Genomic DNA, 337 nt, shown 5'->3' with positions numbered 1-337 from the left:
GGGCCCGGTGCTCTTCGCGGCCGCGCAGTGGCTGGCCCGGGCGATCCCCACCTGGCACGAGAAGCTGCGGCTGATGGACGGCACCCCGCTGCGCTGCGCGGCCTCCCGCGTGACGGTGGACCGCTCGGGCCTGGGCGGGATCGCCGGCTATGGGAGGGGCAAGTCCCACCACGCCTTCTACTGGGGCGCCAAGCTCCTGCTCATCACCACTGCCGAGGGGGCCGTCACCGCGTTCTGCCTGGCCCATCCCAAGGAGCTGGACGAACGCAAGCAGGCCCTGCACCTGCTCCACGTCCAGCGGTGCGCTCCGGGGCCGTGTGCGGTCGTGTGCGACAAG

At 72.7% G+C, this 337-nt stretch carries 1 pseudogene; it reads left to right on the top strand.

Annotated features, from left to right (window positions below):
* Window positions 1–337: pseudogene (locus tag DEF28_RS26995) on the top strand (hypothetical protein); the annotation flags it as partial.

The sequence above is a fragment of the Marinitenerispora sediminis genome (assembly GCF_003336425.1).
Lineage (GTDB): Bacteria > Actinomycetota > Actinomycetes > Streptosporangiales > Streptosporangiaceae > Marinitenerispora > Marinitenerispora sediminis.
This window is presented reverse-complemented; position numbering and strand designations above follow the sequence as displayed.